This window comes from Marinomonas algae, from assembly GCF_047525555.1.
In the GTDB taxonomy this organism is placed as follows: domain Bacteria; phylum Pseudomonadota; class Gammaproteobacteria; order Pseudomonadales; family Marinomonadaceae; genus Marinomonas.
Genome location: NZ_JBLIXK010000002.1, coordinates 358,249 through 380,226 on the forward strand (window position 1 = coordinate 358,249; position 21,978 = coordinate 380,226).

Annotated in this window: 18 protein-coding genes and 1 riboswitch; of the genes, 5 read left to right on the forward strand and 13 right to left on the reverse strand. The window is 42.7% G+C overall.

What is annotated here, in order from left to right; all coding sequences use genetic code 11:
- Position 1 precedes the first annotated feature (1 nt).
- The 5 genes from cobN to ACMUMQ_RS05995 form a co-directional block, all read right to left on the reverse strand.
- Positions 2–3,892, reverse strand: coding sequence for a cobaltochelatase subunit CobN (cobN, locus tag ACMUMQ_RS05975; protein ID WP_414681096.1), 3,891 nt, complete (start codon positions 3,890–3,892; stop codon positions 2–4).
- Positions 3,893–3,906: 14 nt separating this feature from the next.
- Complete coding sequence (gene cobW, locus ACMUMQ_RS05980) at positions 3,907–4,986, reverse strand: cobalamin biosynthesis protein CobW (RefSeq protein WP_414681097.1); 1,080 nt, start codon at positions 4,984–4,986, stop codon at positions 3,907–3,909.
- A gap of 2 nt (positions 4,987–4,988) precedes the next feature.
- Entirely contained in the window at positions 4,989–5,780 is a 792-nt protein-coding gene (gene cobM, locus ACMUMQ_RS05985) for a precorrin-4 C(11)-methyltransferase (RefSeq protein ID WP_414681098.1), read from the reverse strand.
- Between the two features lie 33 nt (positions 5,781–5,813).
- The gene (cobJ, locus tag ACMUMQ_RS05990) at positions 5,814–6,590 is read right to left on the reverse strand and encodes a precorrin-3B C(17)-methyltransferase (protein ID WP_414681099.1); all 777 of its coding nucleotides are present in this window, start codon (positions 6,588–6,590) and stop codon (positions 5,814–5,816) included.
- A 119-nt stretch (positions 6,591–6,709) separates the two neighbouring features.
- The gene (locus ACMUMQ_RS05995; RefSeq protein WP_414681100.1) at positions 6,710–7,075 is read right to left on the reverse strand and encodes an MliC family protein; all 366 of its coding nucleotides are present in this window, start codon (positions 7,073–7,075) and stop codon (positions 6,710–6,712) included.
- 248 nt (positions 7,076–7,323) lie between these two features.
- Positions 7,324–7,496, forward strand: a riboswitch (FMN riboswitch).
- 117 nt (positions 7,497–7,613) lie between these two features.
- Between ACMUMQ_RS05995 and ACMUMQ_RS06000 the strand changes: the two genes are divergently transcribed.
- Entirely contained in the window at positions 7,614–8,105 is a 492-nt protein-coding gene (locus ACMUMQ_RS06000) for a 6,7-dimethyl-8-ribityllumazine synthase (RefSeq protein WP_414681101.1), read from the forward strand.
- 253 nt (positions 8,106–8,358) lie between these two features.
- Positions 8,359–9,852 (forward strand): methyl-accepting chemotaxis protein, encoded by a 1,494-nt coding sequence (locus ACMUMQ_RS06005; protein WP_414681102.1) that lies wholly within the window; start codon positions 8,359–8,361, stop codon positions 9,850–9,852.
- 155 nt (positions 9,853–10,007) lie between these two features.
- Here the strand turns inward: ACMUMQ_RS06005 and ACMUMQ_RS06010 are convergent, their stop codons facing one another.
- Positions 10,008–10,409, reverse strand: coding sequence for a lipopolysaccharide kinase InaA family protein (locus tag ACMUMQ_RS06010; protein WP_414681103.1), 402 nt, complete (start codon positions 10,407–10,409; stop codon positions 10,008–10,010).
- A 12-nt stretch (positions 10,410–10,421) separates the two neighbouring features.
- Positions 10,422–11,249 (reverse strand): leucine-rich repeat domain-containing protein, encoded by an 828-nt coding sequence (locus tag ACMUMQ_RS06015; protein ID WP_414681104.1) that lies wholly within the window; start codon positions 11,247–11,249, stop codon positions 10,422–10,424.
- A 349-nt stretch (positions 11,250–11,598) separates the two neighbouring features.
- On the opposite strand from ACMUMQ_RS06015, the gene ACMUMQ_RS06020 reads away from it, so the two are divergent.
- Positions 11,599–13,095 carry a methyl-accepting chemotaxis protein gene (locus ACMUMQ_RS06020; RefSeq protein WP_414681105.1) on the forward strand — a complete coding sequence of 499 codons (1,497 nt, stop codon included), beginning with the start codon at positions 11,599–11,601 and terminating at the stop codon, positions 13,093–13,095.
- Positions 13,096–13,152: 57 nt separating this feature from the next.
- On the opposite strand, the gene ACMUMQ_RS06025 is transcribed toward ACMUMQ_RS06020, so the two are convergent.
- On the reverse strand, positions 13,153–13,308 hold the full coding sequence (locus ACMUMQ_RS06025) for a DUF2496 domain-containing protein (protein ID WP_414681106.1): 156 nt from the start codon (positions 13,306–13,308) through the stop codon (positions 13,153–13,155).
- A gap of 142 nt (positions 13,309–13,450) precedes the next feature.
- On the opposite strand from ACMUMQ_RS06025, the gene ACMUMQ_RS06030 reads away from it, so the two are divergent.
- Positions 13,451–14,089: a class I SAM-dependent methyltransferase gene (locus tag ACMUMQ_RS06030; RefSeq protein ID WP_414681107.1), complete on the forward strand. Its 639-nt coding sequence runs from the start codon at positions 13,451–13,453 to the stop codon at positions 14,087–14,089.
- Between the two features lie 122 nt (positions 14,090–14,211).
- Positions 14,212–16,476 carry a YgiQ family radical SAM protein gene (locus tag ACMUMQ_RS06035; RefSeq protein ID WP_414681138.1) on the forward strand — a complete coding sequence of 755 codons (2,265 nt, stop codon included), beginning with the start codon at positions 14,212–14,214 and terminating at the stop codon, positions 16,474–16,476.
- A gap of 34 nt (positions 16,477–16,510) precedes the next feature.
- On the opposite strand, the gene ACMUMQ_RS06040 is transcribed toward ACMUMQ_RS06035, so the two are convergent.
- From ACMUMQ_RS06040 to hisS, 5 genes are all read right to left on the reverse strand, one after another.
- Positions 16,511–17,167 carry a hypothetical protein gene (locus ACMUMQ_RS06040; RefSeq protein ID WP_414681108.1) on the reverse strand — a complete coding sequence of 219 codons (657 nt, stop codon included), beginning with the start codon at positions 17,165–17,167 and terminating at the stop codon, positions 16,511–16,513.
- A gap of 267 nt (positions 17,168–17,434) precedes the next feature.
- Positions 17,435–18,772 carry a ribosome biogenesis GTPase Der gene (gene der, locus ACMUMQ_RS06045; protein ID WP_414681109.1) on the reverse strand — a complete coding sequence of 446 codons (1,338 nt, stop codon included), beginning with the start codon at positions 18,770–18,772 and terminating at the stop codon, positions 17,435–17,437.
- An 87-nt stretch (positions 18,773–18,859) separates the two neighbouring features.
- Positions 18,860–19,993, reverse strand: a complete 1,134-nt coding sequence (bamB, locus tag ACMUMQ_RS06050) for an outer membrane protein assembly factor BamB (protein ID WP_414681110.1) — start codon at positions 19,991–19,993, stop codon at positions 18,860–18,862.
- A 2-nt stretch (positions 19,994–19,995) separates the two neighbouring features.
- Entirely contained in the window at positions 19,996–20,637 is a 642-nt protein-coding gene (locus tag ACMUMQ_RS06055; protein WP_414681111.1) for a YfgM family protein, read from the reverse strand.
- A gap of 59 nt (positions 20,638–20,696) precedes the next feature.
- On the reverse strand, positions 20,697–21,971 hold the full coding sequence (gene hisS / locus ACMUMQ_RS06060; protein WP_414681112.1) for a histidine--tRNA ligase: 1,275 nt from the start codon (positions 21,969–21,971) through the stop codon (positions 20,697–20,699).
- Positions 21,972–21,978: the final 7 nt, after the last annotated feature.

The following is a 21,978-nucleotide window of genomic DNA, read 5'->3' on the forward strand; positions in this document are numbered from 1 at the left end:
TTTATCTTGCTTGCTCCTGCTGCTGATCTAAATCAAGCAACAGAGACTGAATTTTGCCTTCATATTGATCGGCATTTTGCCACATGCCGCGCTGGATTGCTTCCAATAAGCGTTCGCCCATTTCTTCCAATGCATGAGGATTATTATCACGCATAAAAGCTTGGTTTTCTGGGTCGAGCAACAAACGATCAGTTACTTGTTCGTATTGATAATCGGCAACCAAATCCGTTGTGGCGTCATAGGCGAACAGGTAATCCACCGTGGCGGTCATTTCAAACGCGCCTTTGTAGCCGTGGGTTTGCATGGCTTCAATCCATTTAGGATTCAAAACCCGCGAGCGTACGACTCGGTTTAACTCTTCTTTTAAGGTACGAATTTTCGGTGAACTCGGATTAGAATGATCGCTGTGATAAACGCTTGGCGCTTGCCCGCTGAACTCCGTCACCGCGTTAGTCATGCCGCCTTGGAACTGGTAATAATCGTCCGAATCCAGAATATCGTGCTCGCGGTTGTCTTGGTTTTGCACCACAGCATCGAGTTGCGACAAACGCTCGACAAAAGCAGATTTCGCCTCGACGCCATCTTGCTCGCCGTTATAAGTATTGCCATCGTAAGCGTAACCGCCCCAATTCACATAGGCTTCAGCAAGGTCCGCTTTGGTGTCCCAACAACGCTCGTCAATCAAACCTTGTAAACCTGCGCCATAAGCGCCCGGTTTGCTGCCAAAAACGCGATACGTTGCTTGGCGGTTGGCAAGTTCTTCGTCCATACCTTGAGCAAGCAAGGTTTGCTTTCTGGCTTGTACATTGGCGCGAATGGTATTGCTTGTGCCCGGCTCTTCATACTCAGCGATGGCTTGAACCGCCGCGTCATAAAGTCGCATCACATTGGCAAACGCATCACGGAAAAAACCAGATACTCGCAGCGTCACATCAACTCTAGGACGCCCCAATTGCATACTCGACATGACTTCAAAATCCGTCACGCGATTTGACCCCGGCGCCCAAATAGGACGAACGCCCATGAGCGCGAAAGCCTGCGCAATGTCGTCTCCGCCAGTTCGCATGGTGGCGGTTCCCCACACAGACAAACCTAGGTCTTTTGGATAATCGCCGTGCTCTTGAAGGTGTCGTTGAACCAAGGCTTCTGCGGACTCTTTGCCAATCGCCCACGCCGCTGGCGATGGAATGGCACGATTGTCTACCGAGAAAAAGTTGCGCCCTGTTGGCAAGGTGTCTAATCGACCTCGAGTTGGCGCACCGCTTGGCCCAGGAGGAATAAAGCCGCCAGACAAACCTGTGATGAGCGCTGATATTTCATCGCCTGCACTTTGTTCTAATGCCGCCATCAAGGTCTTTTTACTGTGAGCTAAAAGCACCGCCGTTTCAGGCAACAAGACTTCGATCTCATTCAAAGGTTTCCCTTGAATAAGGTGTGTCATCACCAAATTTTGTGCGAGCAATTCCAAGCGTTCTTTGGTGTCCGCATGCGTTCGCCATTGAGCATTTGCAACCGATAAAAGTACTTCTGGCTGTTTTCCAAACCAAGGAGTACGAAGGCTTTGCATAGGATCAAAGCCGTCGCTCTCCAAATTCAAGTCTTTGGCTAAGGCATGAAGAATGCCTTGGCTGGTCAAGTCGCTGCCACGAGGCAAACGCAATAACGCCACCAGCGTGTCGGCCAGTTTGTCGTCTTCTGGTAGTTCCCCAAGGCGATGCAAACCATGGCGAATTTGCGCTTCTTTTATCTCACACAAATAAGCGTCTAAACCTTCTAAAACTGAGGTTTCGTCTTCTGCATCTGTGTCGGTGAGTTCTTCTAATAAATGACTGCTTTGGACTTTTTTAAGAATCTGCTCTTTTAACCAAGTTTCCCGTCGAGCATCCATTCCCATGGCTTGGTAATATTCGTCCACCAAGTTTTCTAATTCCGCCATGTCGCCGTAAGTTTCGGCGCGTGTCATTGGCGGCATCAGGTGATCAATAATAGTTGCTTGTGTACGGCGTTTCGCCTGCGCACCTTCGCCCGGATCATTGACAATAAAAGGGTAAAAATTCGGCATTGGCCCAAGGGTAATGTCAGGCCAACACATGTCAGACAAGGCCGTGCCTTTTCCCGGTAGCCATTCGAGGTTGCCATGTTTGCCCACATGAACAAAGGCATCCACTTTATAGACATGGCGCAACCAAAAATAAAACGCCAAGTAACTGTGTGGCGGAATCAAATCTGGATCATGATAATTGGCCACCAAGTCGAGATTGAAACCGCGCGCAGGTTGAATGCCAACAAAGGTTTCGCCTAATCGAATGCCAGCCAACATGATGCGCCGTTGGCCATTTTGCTCTCGGCATTTGTGGTCGTCTTCTGGCGGCCCCCAACGATCCCAAACCGCATTTTGGCTTTCTAGCGGCAACTGATAAAAATAAGTTAAGTAGTCTTCTAAAGACAAACTTTGCCAGCAACCACGTTCATGAAGTGTATTTGGATTGTTCGTCACCGCGCCTAATAATGCTTCAATTAGGGCGTTGCCGTTTTCTGGAATCTCTTCGATTGGATAGCCAGCTTCTTGCAAAGCCGACAATAAATTTACGGTAGAATGAGGTGTATCAAGACCGACACCATTACCGATTCGTCCATCTTTAGTCGGATAATTCGCCAACACAAAGGCAATGCGCTTTTCTTTATTCGGTTTGCTCGCTAAGTTCGCATAGCGTTTCGCCAGTTGCGCCACAAAACGCGCTCGCTCTTCGTGTAATTCATAACGCACCAAATCAACTTGAGCCGTTTCATTGTAATGGCTTAAGGCTTTGAAGCTCACCGCACGAGTCACAATACGTCCGTCCATTTCTGGCAATACAATTTGCATCGCCACATCACGGCTTCGTAAACCTTGTGTTTGTGCTTGCCAATCTTCTTGCGTACTGCCAGATAAAATGAGCTGTAAAACAGGAATAGGAGAATCAAAAGCAGATTGAAAATCGGTTGGCTCAGACGCCAGATCCGGGCTGCCCACTCGATTTGCGGCAAAGCCTGTAGTGTTTAAAATCACTTTGGCTTGAGTTTGTTCAGCGAGGCTTTCGACCAAACCCACAGACACATTGTCTTTTAAGGAGCTGACTGCAATAGCCAAAGGCACCAAACCTTCTTGCTCCATAATGCTCAGAAGAGCATCGAACATGGCGGTATTACCCGATTGCAGATGGGAACGATAAAACACCACCAACGCCACAGGCTTGTCATCTAATGATGACTCATAATAACCACGCCATTCATTCAAGCTGGCAGCACGACCTTGATTCTCACCATTAGCTCGAAAATAGATCAATGCGCTGGGCAAAGGAGCCGGCTCAAGCCAAGTAAGCGGCTCATGAGATGACTCTTGATTAAAAAATTCTTGTGTCAGAAAACGCAGGCATTGTTCGTTATTCGCCTGACCACTCTCCCGTAAATATCGCCATACACGATGCGCATCTTCCATTGAGCAGGTTGACGACTTCATTAACTCAACATCTGGCGTGTCGTCTCCGGGAACCAAGATCAAGGTACGATTCGATTTGGCGCTCGCCCAAGCCTGTAAACGCTGAAAACCATAAGGCCAATAATGCTCGCCACCCAACAAGGAAACGACCACTACTTTGGCCTTTTCTAGTACCTTGTCTTCATAAAGGTCATACGCGGCTGGCTTGGCTAATTGCATCCAATTGGCAAGGCGAACACTGGGCAAGATTGCGGCAAGTTCATCTATTGAATGCAACACATCCAAGGCGTTTCCAAGCGCACCAAGCACAGAATCCGCCGCAGCCAAGATCACCAGATCCGCAGGGCTTTGTCCTAAATCGACAATGCCTTCATCGTCTACAAATCCGCCCGGTTTGGCTGCCAGTAAATGCATACTTCGACTATTTCCTAAGAAGTAAGAGCATTATGCAGAGCACTTTCGATGCTCTCTTTTGTGATGCCTTTACCAATAAACACCAATTGCGTTTGGCGGATTTCATCGGCTTGCCATAACCGATCGAAATAACGGTCTAAACGTTTGCCAACCGCTTGAAACACTTGTCGCATTGGCTTGCCATGAACAGCGGCAAACCCTTTGATACGAAAAATATTATGCTCTTCCAATAACTGAGAAAGAGTTTCCTGCAATAAGTCAGATTGCACTTCGCCAAGGCTCACCACAAAAGAATCAAAATGATCGTGGGCGTGATCGTGATGTTCGCCGTGCGCGTGATGATGATCATGATGATTGTGCACTTCGTCGATTCGACTTTCTGTCGCGGCATCAATACCTAATAAAGCATCCAGCGCCACTTCGCCATTTTCGATGTAGGCAGTCTTCACGCTTTTTGGCACTTCATGACGAATGATGCTTTGTACACGAGTACGAGCTTCGTCATCTAATAAATCGTTTTTCGTCACCACCACAAGATCCGCAGCGCTTAGCTGATCATCCAATAACTCTTGCAAACTTGGGTCATGATCAAGGCTGTCGTCTGCTTCTCGCTGAGCTTGTACTTTATTTTCATCGTGAGCGAAACGACCTGCGGCAACCGCCGCGCCATCAACAACCGTGATCACCGCATCCACTGTGCAATGTTCTTTAATGCCCGGCCAATTAAAGGCTTGCACCAAAGGCTTAGGCAAGGCCAAACCGCTGGTTTCAATTAAGATGTGGTCAATGTCGTCACGACGCGCCACCAGCTGCTCCATCACAGGTAAAAACTCTTCTTCTACCGTGCAACAAATACAACCGTTCGCCAGCTCATAAAAGCCATCGTCACTGCGTTGGCCGCTTTCTTGCTCGTCGTCACAATCCAAAGGACAAGAACGGAGCAATTCTGAATCTATGTCCAATTCACCAAATTCATTCACAATGACCGCAATGCGTTTGCCTGCGGCTTGCTTTAACACATTAGACAGTAAAGTGGTTTTACCGCTTCCTAAAAAGCCAGTGACAATCGTTGTTGGAATTTTATTAAGTTGCATGATTAACCCTGCTCTTTGGAGTTTTTGTTTTTAGGTTTATGTATTTTTCTGAAGATATGCGCTTGCCCTTTATCGTATAAATAAGAGTCGGCGAAATCGTCGGTATCCAGTACTTTCCCAACCAAAATCAAGCTGGTGCGAGTGAATTTTTTCTCACGGACTTTCGCAACGATGTCCGCCAAGGTGCCAACCACATAATCTTGATCTGGCCAGCTGGCTCGATAACACACCGCCACAGGGCAATCTTCGCCATAATGGGGAATCAGTTCTTCAACGATTTTATGAATGCGTGTGATGCCCAAATGAATGGCCAAGGTCGCGCCACTTTGTGCCAACGCGGGTAAACGTTCACGCTCTGGAAATGGAGTTTTGCCTTCATAGCGCGTCATAATGACGGTTTGTGATACGCCCGACAATGTCAGTTCTTTTTTCAATAAGGCCGCAGACGCTGCCACGGCGCTGACTCCCGGAATTACTTCATAGTCTATATCGAGTGCTTCCAAGCGACGAATCTGTTCGCCAATAGCGCCATATAAAGCCGGATCGCCAGACTGCAAACGCGCAATGTCTTTGCCCTCTTTCGCGGCTTGTTCGATGACAGCGGTGGTTTCCTCTAGGTTCATTTCAGCGGTATCGTAAATGGCTTCCGCCGTGCCACGAACACTGTCAATCACTTGCGTTGGAATCAAAGAACCCGCGTATAAAATGACCGCGCAACGTTCGATGGTTTTCACGGCTTTCACTGTCATTAAGTCAGGATCACCCGGCCCTGCGCCAATAAAATAGACTGTCATGTATTATTACTCATTCAGTATGCGATGGATTTCCTAGAGTTTTTTCGAATAGCCGCGAGGTGTGTAAATCCATTCTTTCTCGCCATTTACTATGTGTTTGGAATCTGAATTCCCCACACTCACCATGGTAAACATGTCCACATCTTTGGCGTCTAATTCTCCCAGCGTCGTGAAAGTGATGTCTTCTTCTGGTCTGGTTAATTGACGGCCAATCATCACAGGCGTGCTTGCAGGACGATATTGCAACAAGACATCACGGGCGTGATTCAATTGCCAGTCGCGCTTTTTAGAAACAGGATTATAAAAAGACACAACAAAATCGCCCATACCACAAGCATGAAGGCGTTTATCTATGGTTTCCCAAGGGGTTAATAAATCCGATAAAGAGATCGTACAGAAATCGTGGCCTAACATAGCGCCAACTCGGCTTGCGCCCGCTTGCATCGCGGAAATACCTGGAATCACTTCAATATCAACATCGAGCCATTCTGGGTGATTTTCTTTGCCTTGAAGTTGTAAATCTAAGAGTTCAAACACTAAGGTCGCCATGGCATAAATGCCAATATCGCCACTGGAAATAAGTGCTGTATTTTTACCTTGTGCTGCAAGCGTAAGTGCCAAACGCGCTCGACCGATTTCTTCGCCTAACGGCAAATCGTGGAAGGTTTTTCCGTCACTTAATTCACCCAGCAACTCTAAATAGTAACCATAAGCGACCCAGTCACTGCAGGCCGTTAATGCTTTTGTTGCATTCGGCGCAACCAAACCTAGATCACCGGGCCCCATGCCCATTACAAATAACTTGCTCATTCATTCTCTACATATAACAGAGCGCAACCTGCGCGAATGGCGTTATTGTACACGGAATGGAGGCTTAACGAGATGAAAAGGCTGGAATTTAAAGTGAGAGATGTTCAGGTAAAAGCAGATTAAGAATCAACATGCAGCAAAAGGCATTGAATCTCTTTTGCGCTTTTTGTGCTTAACACGGCTTTTTCACTTTGAATGACAAAGGACAAAGACTCTCCTAGGAAAGAAGATCCTGACGCACTCACAGCATGATTCAGTAAGTGTGTTTCATTTTTCCATGTTAATTCTGCTTGATCACCATGAAAGTAGACATTCAGCAGCTTATCATCACAGGAATAAACAGCAGCGTTAGTCTGCACCACATCCTCAATTTCATAAACTTCCTCCTCAATAACCTTCTCGTTATTGACGGAAGAACAAGCTACAACAGCAAGTGCCATAAAGGTAATCAGTGTGCTGCGCAAAAATAAAATAAGCGACGTCATAATGTAGTACTCCTTGCTGACATTAACCCTTTATTCCATATAATACATTTAAACATAAATGGCTGCTTTATCTATCTTACATCGACGATACTTTTGAAATGTGTATTGTATCAGTAGGAATGAGTAACTTTTTGTTGCAGCCTTAGCCTATCTCAAACGCTTCCTAAATTTCATCACATTTACTCCTTATCTTGCTTTGACACAAGACAACAAATAAAAGTATATTCAGCCCATCGGAAAAATTCCGATTTCGTTCTCGGGGCGGGGTGAAACTCCCCACCGGCGGTAAAGATAATACGTAAACGTAGCATCTAAGCCCGCGAGCGCCTTTTAGCATTTTTATATAGAAGTGCTTTTAGGGTCAGCAGATCTGGTGAGACTCCAGAGCCGACGGTTATAGTCCGGATGATAGAGAGCGTGTCAGACAAAACCTCTAGCAGAGTCGTATTCTTACGTCACTGTATTAAGGTATGCCATTTACATGGTGTTTTTGCCTGCCCGTTCGCCCTGATTCACCTTATATTTATAGGATTTTAAAATGAATCAGAGCTCAACGAATCACATTGATTTCACACCAGCAACAAAACGTATTGCGATACTTCACGCCGCTTGGCATGAAGAGATCGTATTGAATTGCGTTAACAGTTTCAAAGATGAGTTAATTTCTCGCGGATACGATGCATCACTTATTGATGTCATTCCTGTACCCGGTGCTTATGAAATTCCTCTACAAGCAAAGCTATTAGCAAAAAGCGGTCAATATGCCGCCATTGCTGGCAGCGCATTGGTTGTTGATGGCGGAATATATCGACATGATTTTGTCGCGCAAACAGTGTGTAATGCTCTTATGCAAGTGCAGTTAGAAACTGAAGTACCGGTTTTAACCGCTGTACTGACGCCTCATAATTTCCATGAACATGATGAGCATAAAGATTACTTTAGTCGTCATTTTGTGAAAAAAGGGGCCGAGCTTGCCAATGCATGCGATCAAGCGATTCGCTTAACAGAAAGTGCAAAAGCCTTTGGCTAAAGCCAACTTAGCCCTAAATTAAAGCCCTGTGCATAGCCTATGCTCAGGGCTTTTTTATTTTCTTGTTCTCTTCTTATGCGCCCTTTCATTAAATGCTCTAAGCACTATTACCTATAAAATATCTGAGCACTATAAATTCACTTTATATTACAAATTTCATTGTGATACTTATTGTTTAAATCAAAAGTTTACAACACACTGCTACAATCATGCACGATTGATCTGACCAAATAGACAGAAAGGCAACTTATCCATGAACGCAACACAAAAAACCTTGAAGAACGACCTCTTTATATATCGACTATTGATGAGCCAGGCTCCAATTTTGCTTATCAGTGGTATGCTAGGAGAAAAGCTTTTCTCATTTTCGCTTGTGGCTGCCGCCATTATCGTGGTCGCAACTCAACTTTTTTATAGCCTCTTCAAAGGCACCATTGGCTTCTCCATTGCGGCTGGTGTCATCATTATGCTGGTGTCATCCTTCCTCATTCAAAGCCAATTAGGCTTAATTGAGATGCACTTTCATATCTTTAACTCTATGGTCATGCTGCTAATTTATCAGAAGTGGCAACCTATTCTTGCTGCATTAGTCACAACGGCTCTCTACCACATTGGTTTTATGTTTGTGCAAATGGCAGGAGTTCATATTGGCGATATGCCGATTATGGTGTTTTCAGGCCATCACAGTTTAGGCTTAATGATCGTCCACTGTATTTTCGCTATCGCAGAAGCAAGCTTACTTATGTACATGGCACATCTTATGACAAAGCAATCCGCTGCCAATGTCAAAATTGCCAATACAATTGAGCAGATTTCCAAAAAGAATGATCTTTCTTTAAGAATCGATAAACCGACTTCGGATGGAGAGATCGCACTTAACAACTTATTAGAAAAGCTATCTAATCTGTTTTCAGATTACCAACGCATCGCTTTGTCCTTAGTTCAATCAAGTAAGCACATCAGCCAAATCACAACTGAAGTTAACTCAAGTGTCGATACCAGTAAGCAACGCTCGGACGATACAGTTACTGCTTCTGAAGCGGTTGCCCAATCTATGCAGCATATTTCTCAAAAGAGCTCTGATTCCGCTGAGATTGTTAGTTACTTAGAAAAAGACACACTGAAAGACAGCGAACAAGCACTCACCATCGTAAACGATATGGAATTGCTGGCTAAAGACACGGCTTCTATTGCTGAGTCATTACAGGCTTTAACCTCTGATGTTGACTCCATTACTCAGCTACTGCAATCCATTAGAAGCATCTCAGAGCAAACTAACCTATTGGCTCTGAACGCCGCTATTGAAGCCGCAAGAGCGGGAGAAACCGGACGAGGCTTTGCCGTTGTAGCAGATGAAGTACGAGCACTTGCTCAGCGCTCTAGTGATTCTACGGATGAGATCGAAAAAGTCCTTGAAAACCTTAATAACAGCGTGAGCAAAACCGTTAGTTCCATGACTTCTGGACAAGAAAAAACCCACGTAAATATGGAGCATACGTTAAGTATTTCAGAAGGACTTAATAAAAGAGCTCAGGATGTCAGCCAAATTGCTCAATCCAGCCAAGACATTGCACACAGCACATTGGAGCAAGAACAGGTTATTCAATCCATTAATAACAAGGTTCACCAAAACGCCCAAGCTATCCTTCAATTGGTTGATTTAATGGAGCGCCTAACGAAAAGCAGTGAAGAGATCTTCCAAGTTACGGCAGAATACCAAGACAAAGCCACACTTTTTAAAGTCTAATTGATTAACTAAAAAAATAGAAAAAACTGTTTAACAGCAAAAACATTTAAAGTGTTATTAAGCCTGCGGACATAGTTGAAAAACGATACCGCAGGCTTAATTTTTATAAGTGCTTCACTTCAGAACTCAATACAGATTTTTGCCGTTTAATCTTATTAATTCAAACGACGCAAACTCAACTCTTTATATTTAGCACTCACTTTATCAACATCGACACACAAGCTCAGCATATCATCAATAAAAAAACCAAGCGCTCGCTGCTCTATTACCTCAATCCCTTTTTGCTGATCCAGTGGCAAATTGCCATATTTAGAAGCAGCGCCAAAGTCACCAAATAATACGTGTCCCTTTTCATTGATTAATATATTGTGAGCATACAAGTCGCCATGACTAACCTTACATTTATTAAAATGCAGTACTAAATCATCAACTTGTTCAATGATATGAGCAATCTTTTCAATTGAAAAAGAGAGATCGTCAGCAAATGTATCTCGTGTACAAGAGACCAAACTAGGCGGCATACCTAAATTAAAATAATCTTCGGGAATGAGTTCCATTACTAAAGAAGCTCACCCCTCATCTGGCACTTTTGCTAATGGTTTTACTAAATTGTGATGATTGCCAACAGCTAGGCAAGCATCCAACTCATCTTCTGGATAACCATCACTTGTCACTTCTCCTTTAAAAACTTTGACCGCAACCTTGTCAGGAAAAGCAAACTCATTTCGTTTCCAAGTCGCTAGAGAGATGACTCCTGAAGCGCCTTGCCCCAATACTTGATGTAAGTTGAGGTCGCAGAACTGAACTGTTTTAAACTCTTCATGAGCATCTCGCTGACTACAAAAAGGGTTTCCAGAAAAGGCCAACCAAGCCAAGCGTGGAAGACTTAAAAGCTGATCAGGAAAAGCTTTAAGCTGATTCGCTGAAAGTCGAATTAACTCCAATTTCTGGCAGTTAACGAGAGATGTAGGAAGCGAGGTTAAACGATTTCCAGCTAATGCTAATTTTTGCAAACGAGTTAAACGACCAAAATCATCTGGCAATGCTTCGATCTGATTATCCGTCAAAATCAACCAACGAGTTTGATCTGGCAAGGATGCCGATGGCACATGTGAAATTTGATTGGTTTTAAAGCCTATCATTTCTAGGCTTTTACATTCACCTAACACACTCGGCAATTCTGTAAAACGATTATTTGAGCAAAATATAATACGCAGCTTTTTTAGTCTATAAAGATCATCCGGCAGCTGACTCAGACAATTATTGGATAAATCCAGCACTTCTAAGCTATCCGCAAGGTCAAAAATAGCATTAGGAAAAGAGGTTAAATTTTCACTGATTTGAAGCCGAACAATACCTTTCAAATCACCATTATTTAACTTAGAAAGAGTTTGCAAAAAACCATCCTATTAAATCGTTTTATTCTGAATTATTAATAAAAGCGCAACAAATAAATAAGAAAAATCTAATGAACGCTTTCTTCATAAATTTGCATAATTTTTACACAAAAAAGATAAACTCCATAAAAATTACACTTTACTACAAAAAACCACAAAAAAAACAACTCAAATTATCAAATAGTCAAAAGAGCAATTTAAATATCTCTTGGTTATTTTTTGTAACATAAATATAATCCCCCCGACATTTAAGCTACATTCTTGATGTAAGAAAAATGCATAGCCTTCTACTCAAATAAGCCAAGTAGAAAGACCGATCTTTATCAATAGAGAATCTACGGACAATTAAATGACAACATCAACCCAACGCACTTTAAAAAGTGATTTATTTATATATTGGGCCCTACTAGCACAAGTACCTGCATTGCTGCTTAGTGGGCTTATTGGTGAAAAATTATTTTCTTTTACTCTGGTTGCTTCTGTCATTTTGGTAGTTGTAACACAATTTGCTTACAGTCTACTTAAAGGCCAACTAGGGTTTTCTATTGTGGCAGGCATTTTAATGATGCTTGTTTCATCATCAATGATTCAAAGCCAGCTTGGTTTAGTCGAAATGCATTTCCACATTTTTGCGACGATGGCATTCTTTCTTATTTACCAAAAATGGCAGCCTATTATCGCTGCGCTGTTAACAACTGCGGCTTATCATATTGGTTTTATGTATGTACAAATGGCTGGAGTACATATAGGTGATATGCCTATTATGGTTTTCTCTGGTCATCATGACATGGCGATTATGATAGTACATTGCGCTTTTGCAATTGTAGAGGCTGCGGTTTTGATTTACATGGCTTATCTAATGTCTAAAGAGTCTTCCGCAAACATCAAAATTGCGTCTGCCGTTGAAGAAATATCAAGCAATAATGACTTATCCGTTCGTATAAAAGGCGCTAAATCTCCTGCTGAAATTTCATTAAATACGTTACTAGACAAACTCTCTAGCCTATTTGCTGACTATCAAGAGATTGCTAAGGTTCTAGTAAGCTCTAGTAACAAAATTCATGACATCAGCAAAAATGCCAGCATGAGTGTAGAATCCAGCAAACATCGCTCGCAAGAAGTGGCCGCAGCCTCTGAGCAAGTCTCTCAATCTATGAAGACAGTGGCACAAAGCAGTACTCATTCATCAGACATCGTTCGTGTTCTTGAGCAAGATACAATCAAGGATAGCCAACACGCGATGACGATAATGGAAGACATGAAGCTTCTAGAACAAGATACAACAGCTAGTTCAAACTCACTGCAAACATTAACGAAAGATGTTGAAGCCATTACACAGCTACTGCAATCTATTAGAAGTATCTCTGAACAAACCAACCTACTCGCTTTAAACGCTGCCATTGAAGCAGCACGCGCAGGTGAAACCGGACGAGGGTTCGCTGTTGTTGCAGATGAAGTCAGAACATTGGCGCAGCGCTCAAGTGAATCGACGGATGAAATCGAAAAAGTACTCACTAACCTAAACACGAGCGTTAATAAGACCGTCAGCTCAATGGAATCTAGCAAAGAAAGAACAGTCATCAGTGTTAAGCACACACTTGAAATTTCAGAAGGCTTAACAAGAAGAGCAACTAACGTAAGTGAAATAGCACAAATAAGCCAAGAGGTAGCGAAAGAAACCCTTGAACAAGATCATGTAATGACTGCTATCAGTGAAACAATTAACGAAAATGCTCAAGACATTCAGTTACTTGCTGAAAATATGGTTAGCCTTGCTCACAGCAGTGAAGATATCCATAAAGTAACTAAAGAGTATGAAGTGAAAGCTTCTACCTTTAAAATTTAATCCAAGATAAAACCAATCGACCATATTGTATTTGATATGGTCGATTCTTCTGTGCATTTATTTTTGTACTTCCGTCTCTAGCTTTGCCTTACAATCAGCCAAAACTAATTCCAATGCTTTAACAGCAACCGCACTGTCTACGTTATTTATTTCAAGCAATTCAATAAGATCCACAGCTAATTGAACATGGGCTGGCGCATCGTCTAAAGACATAATAAAACCACACTTAAAATGAAGTAATTGATGTGTAAAAATAGTCAACAAATGACTTAAAAGTATTGTCTAAGTCTATACTGGGATGAGTCTTATCAAAAGGCCCTTTGCTCCATCACCTATTTTCTTATATGAGGTCACTGTGATTACAAATGATTTTTGGTTAGATAGATGGCAAACGGGAAGGATCGGCTTTCATCAAGAAGGCGTTGACCCTAAGTTGGTCGAGTTTTGGCCTACACTACCCAAAGACAGCCGAGTACTTGTGCCATTATGTGGCAAATCAAATGATATGATTTGGCTAGCTGAACAAGGCTATCAAGTAACAGGAGTTGAGCTCTCCCCCTTGGCTGTTATCCAGTTTTTAGGGGATAACGACCTAACGTACGACACTCATCAAGATGGCGAACTAAAAATCCATACTGTTCAAGGCTTACCACTCCGCATTATCGAAGGGGATTACTTTCAGTTTACCGAGACAGGTTTTGATGCCTGCTACGATAGAGCTGCTATGGTAGCCATGTCTGATTCCAAGCGAGCAGATTATGTCACTCATACACTTGAGCGTTTAGCCGCATCCGCCAATGTACTTTTAATTTCTCTATATCATGATGGTGATAATCAAACTCCGCCTTTTTCCGTTGAGGAAGCGTCCGTCATTTCTTTGTGGGGAGAGAATATTCAGAAACTGGCTTCTGAGAATTTAGTGCAAACCATACCCAGATATAAAGAACGTGGTCACGCATTATTTGAAGAAAGTGTCTGGCGTATCAAACCCTAGATTAGACTGTCTACCAAGATACTTTTCTGGGATAATGCAGCACGATTTTTTACCGATAAACCATGTATTCTCATAATTACAGCGTCTTTTGCTGAAACTTATGCCAATACCAAGAGCGAATGATGATTAAACGACATAAAACAGCCAAACAACTCTTCTCTTATCCCCTTTACTGGGCAGAGTGCTATGGCGTCTCCCCTTTTCTTCCTACAACACGTGAAGAGATGGATGCTCTTGGTTGGGACAGTTGTGATGTCATCATAGTGACAGGCGATGCATACGTAGATCACCCTAGTTTTGGTATGGCTGTACTAGGTCGTTTATTGGAAGCTCAAGGTTATCGCGTCGGTATTATTGACCAACCGGATTGGCGAAATACTGATGACTTTATGCGCCTCGGCCGCCCGAATTTATATTTTGGTGTGACAGCTGGCAACATGGACTCGCTTATCAATCGCTACACTGCAGATTTAAAAGTTCGTAACGACGATGCTTACACACCTTACGGTGTTGGCGGAAAACGACCAGATCGAGCAGTGATTGTTTATTCTCAACGCTGTAAAGAAGCCTTTCAAGATGTGCCAGTTATGGTTGGTGGGATTGAAGCCAGCTTACGCCGTATTGCTCAATATGATTACTGGAGTGATGAAGTTCGACGCTCAGTGTTGATTGATTCAACCGCTGACATCCTGCTTTATGGCAACGCTGAGCGTGCCATCATGGAAGTCACCCACGAAATGGCAATGGGCAAAACCCTCAACGAATTAACTAATATTCGTGGCACCACTATTGTCAGAGACACACCACCTGGTGGTTATACCGAAATCGACTCAACACGAGTCGATTGGCCAGGTAAAATAGATAAAATTTACAGCCCTTATGAGTACATTCCTGAAGGGAAGTGCCAAACTAAAGATGATAGTGAAGATTCGGATGTTATGCCGATTCGAGTCATTCCTGCGCCTTTACGACGCGGGGAAAAGCTCGATCCAGATAAAACTTACATCCGTCTTCCGTCTTTTGAAAAAGTCTCAAAAGACCCTGTTTTATACGCCCATACCTCACGTATTTTGCACCTTGAATCAAACCCACATAACGCCCGCGCCTTGATTCAAAAACATGGCAAAAAAGAAATCTGGGTCAATCCACCACCAATTCCGCTGGAAACACCAGAAATGGATGGCGTGTTCGATTTGCCTTATGCTCGAGTGCCTCACCCGAAATACAAAAAAGCACGTATTCCCGCTTATGACATGATCAAGACATCGATCAATATCATGCGTGGTTGTTTTGGTGGCTGTACTTTTTGCTCAATCACAGAACACGAAGGCCGGGTTATTCAATCTCGCTCACATGAATCTATCTTGAGTGAAATTGAAGACATAAAAGCAAAAGTACCAGGGTTCACAGGTCATATTTCTGATCTAGGCGGACCAACATCCAACATGTACACATTGAATTGTAACGATGACGAGGTTCAAGCCTCATGCCGTAAGCTATCCTGTGTCTACCCAACTATTTGCTCAAATCTAAATACGGATCACAGCCCAACAACTCAACTGTATCGCAAAACTCGTGCAGTAGAAGGCATTCATACTGTTTCCATTGCATCTGGCTTGCGTTACGACCTTGCAGTTGAAGACCCAGAATACGTTCGTGAGCTTGTAACCCATCACGTTGGCGGCTTGCTGAAAATCGCACCTGAGCACTCAGAGCAAGGCACTTTGTCAAAAATGATGAAGCCAGGAATGGGAACATACGATCGTTTTAAACGTATGTTTGATAAGTATTCTAAAGAAGCTGGCAAAAAGCAGCATTTGATTCCTTACTTCATAGCGGCGCATCCAGGCAGCTCAGATGAAGACATGATGAACCTTGCTCTTTGGTTAAAAACTAACGACTTCAAGCCTGATCAGGTACAAACCTTCTACCCTTCTCCAATGTCTCTTGCGACCGCTATGTATCATTCCGGTAAAAACCCACTCAAGCCGGTAACTTATAAGAGTGAAGATGTTTATACGCCAAAGGATGCAAAACAGCGCACAGTGCAAAAAGGCTTCTTACGTTATCACGACGCAAACAACTGGAAGGATCTGCGTAATACTCTCATTCAAATGGGACGTGCAGACTTAATCGGCAATGGTGCTAATAAGTTGGTACCATCAGCGGATAAAGACATTCAAACACCTCGTCGCCCTAAAAACGCTAAACCGGGACAAACAACAGGTGCTTCTCATACATCTAATCGCCCAACAATGGCGAAAAATGCGGCTAACGAAAAAGCACGAGCAAAAAGAAATAACAATACGGCGACAGGTAGAGCATCAGGGACGCCGACAAATGGCAATACAGCTAAACGCCGTAAACCAAAAATCAAATCCCGTTAAAAAAGCACTTAATGAAATTAAAATACTTCATGCTTTAGCAGCATGAAGTATTTTTTTGCTCTGAAGAAAAGAAACGAGGCGTAACGGCAAGTGAGTATTTTCTGCGCTTCAAGCAAACCAACACTAGCTCAACAGCTGATATCAAAACCAAACTATACCCAAAGGTCTCAATCCCCTCTTCCACTATATTTTTAACAACTCGTATATAGGAATCCCCCATTACAGATTGCCAAAAAGATGAGCGCCCCATCAGTCTTGAAAAAGCTAATAAAGTAACAAAGCCTGCTAGAAAAATCCCCGCGCTTGCCTGCAATGAATATTCGGTTAATGAAGCATAAGCCTTAGAAAGCTTGCCTCGCAAAAAAACAGCCACACAGGCAAGAATCAATACAACAATCACCTGCCAAGCACCATCAAAGACATATTGATCTAATAAAGCATCTGATTCACGGACAAACATCATGCCCAACAAAGCCGCAAGGAGCACAGAAACAATGTGAAGTTTATCGTCTAAGCGTGACGCATAAAAAAACAAGATACAGCTCAGAAGCGCCATCACGTCTTGCATGTATTCTGTCAATGAATGCTCACTGTATTGAGCAAGAGCCAATGCACGATAGCCCTCTAAAGAAACAAGCTGAGCAATACCAGCAATAGCAAAAAGATAAAAAAGACTACGGAAAATAAACATAAAAAACCTCAACTGATGAAGCCGAGATTCTATTGAAAGGACTCAAAAAATACGACGCTATAAAGTGTAATAACATGATTGTTACTGTCTTTATCCTGAAACAATCCTACATCTTGTCAAAGTGTCAAACATTGCAATACCACTATTCCTTCCCCTTATTTAAGATATAAAAGTGATGATATTCAGAATAAAAAAATCCCCAAGAACTTTCTATTGTAGAAAATGCTCAGGGACTTAGTATCATGAACCTAATTGCAAAAAGAAATATTATTTCTTCGGAGCAAATGGGTTTTCAGAAGACTTAAACTCAAAAATAATAGGCGTACCTGTAATATTCAGTACGGTTCTAAATTTATTTTCGAGATAACGTTTATAACTACCAGGCAATGAATTCGTTTGGTTACCATGAACAACAATACGTGGCGGGTTAGATCCACCTTGGTGTGCGTATCTTAGTTTGATTCGACGACCATTTACCATTGGTGGCTGATGCTCTGAAACCGAGTCTTCCAATATGCGCGTTAAACGATTGGTCGACCACTTAGAATAGCAAGACTCGTAAGTGCTTTGAATTGTGTCATATAAGTCACCAACACCCGTTCCGTGCAAAGCTGAGATGTAATGTACTTTTGCATAAGGCACAAAACCTAAACGGCGCTCAACTTCGCTCTTAATGTGTTCACGCTCATCTTTTTGTAAGCCATCCCACTTATTAATCGCCAGAATCACGCCTCGACCAGCATCCAATACATAGCCGATCATATGCAAATCTTGCTCAACCAAGTCTTCATGGGAATCAATTACCACAATAACAACATTGGCATCTTGAATGGCTTGAAGCGTTTTAACAATCGAGAATTTCTCAACCGCTTCTTTCACATGCTTACGACGACGTACACCTGCAGTATCAATTAAAGTGTACTCTTGATCATGGCGTACATAAGGAATGTAGACGCTATCACGAGTTGTTCCAGGCATGTCATACACAACAACACGGTCTTCGCCTAGCATGCGATTCACCAAGGTAGATTTACCTACATTTGGTCGTCCAACCACCCCGATGCGAATGCCACGAGATTCTAGGTTAATCTGATTTTTTGCTTCTGCAACCTTTTCAGCAAATGGCAACATAACCTTATCAATTAGGATATGAACACCCTTACCATGAGAGGCTGCAATTGGGTGCAATTCACCAAGACCTAATGAATAAAAATCGGCCAAGGCAATATCTTCATTAATACCGTCAGTTTTATTCACAACCAGAGAAACTGGCTTATTAGATCGACGTAGATGATTTGCAATCATTTCATCTGCAGGATTTAAACCGTGTCGACCATCAACTAAGAACAAAACGGCATCAGCTTCTTCAATGGCTAACAATGACTGACGCGCCATTTTTTCATCAATACCTTGCTCATCACCACTGATACCACCGGTATCAATAACAATAAACTCGTGCTCTCCAATCTTCCCGTCACCGTATTTACGGTCTCTCGTAAGTCCTGGGTAATCTGCTACCAAAGCATCACGAGATCGAGTTAATTGATTAAAAAGCGTAGATTTGCCAACATTGGGTCTACCTACCAATGCAATTACTGGAATCATTTTTTTACCTATAAAAATACAAAGCGGCCACCATCCCTTTTGGAATGGTAGCCTCTTAAAAAGTCGCTAAAAAAGATTAAGACAATCTCAATAGCTCAGTGCCGTCACATTAGAGTCCGGCGTAAGAATAAATAACAGTTTACCATCTGCCACCATACGACTACCTGGTGGAACATCATCATCTGCTAACTTGTATGCAACAACGTCACCAGTTGTTAAATCAAGCAAGTGCACATAACCAGCTCGATCCATTACAGCAACATAGTCACGATAAAATTCTGGAGAAATTAAGTCTCGGTCGAGAAGTGTTGTGTTTTCCCAAATTTCTGAACCATTTTTGGCATTTAAAAGAAAAACATTACTTTTCATATCGACTACGGCAAGCAACTCATCTTTCAAAGCAAGACCTACAGAGCTCGCAATGCTTCTTTGCCATAAAGGACGACCAGTATCAATGGATAAAGCCGCCAAGGTGCCATTATAAGCAATAGCATAGACAACACCATCTTTTACAACCAAACGGCCATCTAAGTCGCTCAATCGCTCAATTTCATAACGGCCTTCAGGTTTGCCAACTTCATAAGACCAAATCAAGGCGCCACTCTGTAAAGAATAGGCGTTTAGCTTACCATCAGCAAAGCCAGCTATTACTTTACCTTCCTCAATAATGGGAGCACTTGTACCACGCACAGTTAAAGACGGCAAATCTTCTTTAGCGCGCCAGAGTATATCACCTGTCCCAGCGTCTAAAACGCTTAACCAGCCATCCGACGTTTGTACTGCAAGTTTTCCAGCGGCATAGGCTACTTCCGACAACACTTCAGAGCTTAGTTTCTTTTCCCATAATACAGAGCGGCTTTCTAGAGAAACAGCGACCAATTGAGCATCGTAAGTACCAAAATACAAAACATCGCCATTACGTGTCACACCAGCACTTGGTGTGTACTCTGTAGGAATAACGCGTATTTTGTTTCCTTTTGCTTGCCCTAACTCATAAAGACTTCCTTCGTCCGTTGCGAAGTATAATGAACCATCTTCAGCAACAAGATTAAAGCGCTCGCTAGACTCACCGAAGTTACCGTCAACACCAGTTCGCCAAGCTTTTTTGAAACCAACTTTATTTTCCATTTTAGGAAGCTTTTCTAATGCTGGGCGCGCATTAGAGCAACCTTGAATCACTAAAACAGCAGATAGAAGGACAAACAAAAGAGACTTATTCATATTTAGCCTTTCACCAAGTCCTGAAGTTTAATATCAAGCAAAGGATGATTTACACCTGCAGCCAATGCTTCACTTGCTTTTTCATAAGCGATTCGAGCATCATCACGCTTGTCTTGAGCCAAGTAAATATCCCCAACAAGTTCTTGCTGTTGAGCAACAAACTCTTCTTCCGATACTTTTTCTGCTCTTGCCATAGCGCTTGTGTAATTTTCTTTCTGAAGCAGTAGACGAGCTGCGCGGAGATTTGCAATCGCGATAAAAGAAGCATCATCTGTGCTAGCAATTGCATTATCTAATGCAACAATCGCTTCATCATATTGACCATTTTCAGCAGCCACTCGTGCTAAAAACAATTGACCAAATGTAGCATAGCCAGTGTCGCCGTAATCTTCAGTAAGCTGTTTAGCAATAAAAGTAACTGTTTGCTTATTGTCTTCATCACTTAAATCAGCGGCTGCTTGCACCAAATTCTGATATAGAGCCGATGCTTCGCTTGTGTAATTCGCTTGGTTATTTTTCCAAGCCTGAAAACCAAAATAACCACCTGCAATAACAGCAACAGCGGCAATCAGCATAACGCCGTTTTTCTTCCACCATGCTTTAAAGGCTTCAATTTGTTCTTCTTCAGTCTTTAATTCAGACACATCTACTTCCTCATTCAAGGTGTCGCCGATTCAACAAAGCGACACTCTGTTAAATCAAATTATAATTTGTTGCTGATGTATGAAACCACATCATCAAACGCACAAGTTTCTTGCTCACCAGTTAACATATCTTTAACTTGGCAAACACCTTGATCTACTTCATCTTGCCCAATAATTAAGGTCAATCGAGCTTCTGAGCGATCCGCTTTTTTCATCTGATTCTTAAAGTTTCCGCCACCACAATGGCGTAAAACAACATAATCTGAATCCGTTTCACGTAGTTTTTCAGCCAATACAAAAGAAGTCAGCTCAGCAGCTTCTCCCATACTGACAATAAAGACATCTGTTGAGAATTTTGCTGCAGCCGGAACCAAGTCCAGCGTTTCGAGCAATAGGATCAATCGCTCAATTCCCATCGCAAAACCAACACCTGGTGTCGCCTTACCGCCCAACTGTTCAACAAGACCGTCATAACGGCCACCAGCACACACAGTCGCTTGCGCACCAAGATGAGTTGTCACCCATTCAAATACTGTCTTACCGTAATAGTCCAAACCACGAACAAGTCGGTGATTAATAACATAAGGAATATCATTGGCTTTTAGAATCGCTTGTAGGCGTTCAAAATGTGCTTGAGATTCGTCACCAATAAAGTCTTCAAGGTTTGGTGCACCTTGTAAAACGGATTGCGTTGACTCATCTTTAGAGTCCAAAATTCGCAATGGATTGGTGGTCAAACGACGTTGGCTATCTTCATCTAATTGATCTTTGAACTCAGTTAAATATTCAACCAATGCTGTTTTAAAAGCTTCACGTTCAGAAGCCAAGCCAATGGTATTCAACTGCAATTCAACATGCTCAAGAAGCCCCAATTTCTGCCATAAACGAGCAGACAAGATAATCAACTCTGCATCGATATCAGCAGAGCTTATACCAAAAGCTTCCACACCGATCTGATGAAATTGGCGGTAACGACCTTTTTGTGGGCGCTCATAACGGAACATTGGCCCCGTGTACCATAAACGCTGCACTTGATTAAATAATAATCCTGCTTGATCAGCTGCACGCACACAGCTGGCCGTACCTTCTGGGCGTAAGGTTAAAGACTCGCCATTACGATCTTCAAAGGTATACATCTCTTTTTCTACAATGTCGGTTGTCTCACCCACACCACGTTTGAATAAATCGGTACTTTCAACAATAGGGAAGCGAATTTGTTGATAACCATAAGATTTAACAACGTCGGCTACCGTTTTTTCTAAATATAGCCAGACAGAAGATTGATCAGGAAGAATGTCGTTCATTCCTCTAATCGCTTGAATTTTTCGAGCCACTATGGAT

Excerpts from the sequence above, each read along its gene's own strand:
- cobN (WP_414681096.1), bottom strand. The coding sequence starts at position 3,892 with ATGCATTTACTGGCAGCCAAACCGGGCGGATTTGTAGACGATGAAGGC.
- cobW (WP_414681097.1), bottom strand. The coding sequence starts at position 4,986 with ATGCAACTTAATAAAATTCCAACAACGATTGTCACTGGCTTTTTAGGA.
- cobM (WP_414681098.1), bottom strand. The coding sequence starts at position 5,780 with ATGACAGTCTATTTTATTGGCGCAGGGCCGGGTGATCCTGACTTAATG.
- cobJ (WP_414681099.1), bottom strand. The coding sequence starts at position 6,590 with ATGAGCAAGTTATTTGTAATGGGCATGGGGCCCGGTGATCTAGGTTTG.
- ACMUMQ_RS05995 (WP_414681100.1), bottom strand. The coding sequence starts at position 7,075 with ATGACGTCGCTTATTTTATTTTTGCGCAGCACACTGATTACCTTTATG.
- ACMUMQ_RS06000 (WP_414681101.1), top strand. The coding sequence starts at position 7,614 with ATGAATCAGAGCTCAACGAATCACATTGATTTCACACCAGCAACAAAA.
- ACMUMQ_RS06005 (WP_414681102.1), top strand. The coding sequence starts at position 8,359 with ATGAACGCAACACAAAAAACCTTGAAGAACGACCTCTTTATATATCGA.
- ACMUMQ_RS06010 (WP_414681103.1), bottom strand. The coding sequence starts at position 10,409 with ATGGAACTCATTCCCGAAGATTATTTTAATTTAGGTATGCCGCCTAGT.
- ACMUMQ_RS06020 (WP_414681105.1), top strand. The coding sequence starts at position 11,599 with ATGACAACATCAACCCAACGCACTTTAAAAAGTGATTTATTTATATAT.
- ACMUMQ_RS06025 (WP_414681106.1), bottom strand. The coding sequence starts at position 13,308 with ATGTCTTTAGACGATGCGCCAGCCCATGTTCAATTAGCTGTGGATCTT.
- ACMUMQ_RS06035 (WP_414681138.1), top strand. The coding sequence starts at position 14,212 with ATGATTAAACGACATAAAACAGCCAAACAACTCTTCTCTTATCCCCTT.
- ACMUMQ_RS06040 (WP_414681108.1), bottom strand. The coding sequence starts at position 17,167 with ATGTTTATTTTCCGTAGTCTTTTTTATCTTTTTGCTATTGCTGGTATT.
- der (WP_414681109.1), bottom strand. The coding sequence starts at position 18,772 with ATGATTCCAGTAATTGCATTGGTAGGTAGACCCAATGTTGGCAAATCT.
- bamB (WP_414681110.1), bottom strand. The coding sequence starts at position 19,993 with ATGAATAAGTCTCTTTTGTTTGTCCTTCTATCTGCTGTTTTAGTGATT.